The 3,248-nt window shown below is 56.6% G+C and carries 2 protein-coding genes; both read left to right on the top strand.

Annotation, left to right across the window (positions count from 1 at the left end; all coding sequences use genetic code 11):
• Nucleotides 1-570: 570 nt before the first annotated feature.
• Nucleotides 571-2,634 (top strand): hypothetical protein, encoded by a 2,064-nt coding sequence (locus Q363_RS30990; protein ID WP_157468013.1) that lies wholly within the window; start codon nt 571-573, stop codon nt 2,632-2,634.
• Nucleotides 2,635-2,700: 66 nt separating this feature from the next.
• A complete protein-coding gene (locus Q363_RS30985) occupies nt 2,701-3,000 on the top strand; it encodes a hypothetical protein (protein WP_035358481.1) in 300 nt (99 codons plus the stop codon).
• Nucleotides 3,001-3,248 lie beyond the last annotated feature (248 nt).

Here is a 3,248-nt window from a genome sequence, read left to right as displayed (position 1 = left end):
AAAAGGAGCTAGCCGCGCTCAGTTAACGACCCTCTGCCGTTGGGTTAGGACGATGTCCGGTTCGAGCTCAGGGGGAGTAAGGTGCGGTTTACCGACGATCCATCCGGAATGTGGCAAACGCAACTGAGCGGATGGTGCTCGAGTCGCGGCTTCGGAAACAATCCACCGCGGCAGAAAGATGAGCTTATCGGCGAGAGCAAGTTATTGTTGTTGTAAACGGGCCGTTTACACGTCTAGTCGGCTTGTGGGAGATGTAGGAGTTCCATGTTCAGGACGAGCATGGATATCAACACTCAAGCGGTTCCGACTCTATTGACAACACCTCCAACAAGGAGTAGCTTGACCGCCTTGTTCACACCGAGAGACGTCGGGACGTCTATCTGCCCCCTCGCTGCGGACAAGTTCCTAAGTCGGCAATACCACCTGATTCGAACGAGAATTCCTTGGTTTGCGGAAGGTCCTATCCGCCCCACTGCACCATAAATCCAATCAAGGAGAACCACTATGAACCGAGCAGATCCAACCACTGCAGAAACCAATTTCCTTAGCGCTACGGACAGGGAGTTCAGCGTGGACGAGGTCGCTGAAATCCAGGCCCTCGACGCCACCATGGCAGGTACGGAATCTCCCACCCCTGGAGTGGAGGCTTCCGAAACCGAAACAGTAACCAAAGAACTTGAACCAAAGCTTCATAGGCCTTCCATTCCTTTTCCGCTGGCCCGCCGCCCCATCAGTGGACTCTATCGCAGCGGCGGTATGGGCTTTCAACTGGAGTTGCGGATAGACATGGACGGCAGGCGTCCCATGCGAAAGGTCAGCGGAGACTTTTACCAGGTTTCCGGCTCCACCATGTCCTACTTAGGTTCCTTCGTCGTGGATGCTCCCGTCCTGACGGTTCTGCCCAACCTCGTCATCATCAATGGATTTGGCAGATACACCTGGAGCGCAGGCGCTCCCAAGATCCGCATTTCGATTCCGCGGACTTTTATTTTCGCGCCGCCCGCTCCTGCGACCCTGCAGCTCTTTACCCTCGCTAACCAACCCGGCGCGCTGTATGTATGCCAGTATGTCTCGGCCTGCTATCGCACCGTGCATTACGAATTCGATAAGGTCTCCGACGTGAACACGCCACTCTTCGATCACTACAACACCGGATCGCTTCCCTCAGGGGGACCAGCCCGCAATCTCTCCGTCATTTCCGCTTATTCGGAAGCCGGCGTCGAATTCCAGGCGACCGGCCGCAACGATGTGATTCCCAATACTGAGACAGGTGCCGACGCCCTCTGGAACAACAGCGAACTGCACGACTCGATGGAGAGGCACTTCAGCCGCTGGCAGGACACTCCGCAGTGGGCGGTGTGGGAGGTGGCCTGCCAGGAGCACGTTCTGGGCACGGGCTTGTATGGCATCATGTTTGACCAGCAAGGAAGCCAACGCCAGGGTTGTGCTATTTTCCACGCTGGTATCGGCGGCACCACGCCCGACAAACTGCGGCTCCAGCTCTACACCTACGTGCATGAGCTCGGGCACTGCTTCAACCTATTACATTCCTGGCAGAAATCCTTGGCCACGCCACCACAAGCCGACCGGCCGGCCGCGTTGTCGTGGATGAATTATCCCTGGCTATATCCTGGCGGCCCTGCCGCTTTTTGGAATGGTTTTGCCTTCCAGTTCGACGACCCGGAAATCATCCATATACGCCATGCCTTCCGCAATGACGTCGTCATAGGAGGCAGCAACTTCGCGATCCATTCGGCCTTGGACAACTCGCAACCGTTCGACCAGAACCTGGAGGACAACTCCGGTTTGAAGGTCGAACTCTCCGTGGAGAAAAGCGGTAAGAGCTTCCTCTTCGGCGAGCCCGTCCTGATTACAATCAAACTCACCGGCAGAGAAGGACGCACTGTGCATCCTTATCTGCACCCCAATTTCGGCTTGGTCCAGCTCGGCATTTGCAAACCGAATGGGGATGTCTTGGTCTATCGTCCGTTGATGGACCACTGCGTAATGGGCCAGGCGGTTACGCTCGGCCCGGAGAATCCCTCGCTCGAAGAAGTCATCTATTGCGGCTATGGCAAAGATGGCTTTTATTTCGACCGCACGGGTTTCTACCAGGTGCGTGCGATCTACAACGCTCCGGACGGCTCGCGTGTCATGTCCAACATCCTGCACGTGCGCGTGCGGCATCCCGTAAGCGTGGCGGACGAGGATGTCGCCGATCTCTTCTTCGGACAGGAGCAGGGCACTCTGCTATATCTACAAGGGTCTGACTCGGAATTCCTCAGACACGGCAACGAGTGCTTCGACAAGGTACTGGAACAACACGCCGATCATCCGCTGGCCGCCTATGCCTACCTGATCAAAGGGCTGAACGCCGGCCGCGCATTCAAATCCATCGACACAAGGGAACGCAAGATGTTCGTGCGTAAGCCTCGGCCGGAAGAGAGTGTGAATTTGTTGTCTCGCGTGTCGGAGGTTGCAGACCGTGTTGGCCTGGACGCCATCACGGTCGACACTGTCAACCAATCCATCGCGGACGCTCATCTGCGCAGCGGCAACAGGACTGCAGCCGAGGAAACCCAAAAACGCGTAACTCATGCCAGGAAACCTTTGGCTGGAGTTCAATTCGCATAACGCAGTTTCATCTCACAGGGCGGGTCGATCAACGCCCGCCCTGCTTGTTTTCTCCGGGAGGGACCAGTGCCGGTGCTTCACATCGATCTACGCGAGGGCTTCAAACAAGACGACGTTATCCTCTACCTTGGCGACCGGGAAGCAGTCCGCCGCTCTGACGTCAGCACGGACTTGACTATTTCCCACGCCGCTTCCCTTGAAGTACAGGCGCCCGCAGGCTCGTCCACGCTTCGAATTGAAGTACCCAAACAACACCTCTCGTCGTCCACAGTCGTGGACCCCGCGGAAACACCCTTTGTTGCCATCTTTCTCCGCGACCGGCAGATCACATTCCACAAGCTCAAAGAAGCGATGCCCATGCTGTGAAGTCTACAAACTGGACTTGGGAACTCAGTTCTGAGACTCGCCGTCGGCTAGCTTGCCTGCCAGGGAATGAAACGCTAATTTTTGCCAGCTTGTGCATCGTTCCCGAGTCACGGGCAATCCAGAAGTTGCCCATGAAGGGGTGAATCGTTGCCATACCCTTCCGCGGGGTGTGAGCTCGCCGCGCGCATTCAGCTCTGCACCCTATTATGAGCATCGAGTAGCAGCCTAGCTCTAACAATTACGCCTGC

Origin of the sequence: Edaphobacter aggregans DSM 19364 (assembly GCF_000745965.1) — a bacterium.
GTDB lineage: Bacteria > Acidobacteriota > Terriglobia > Terriglobales > Acidobacteriaceae > Edaphobacter > Edaphobacter aggregans.
This window is presented reverse-complemented; position numbering and strand designations above follow the sequence as displayed.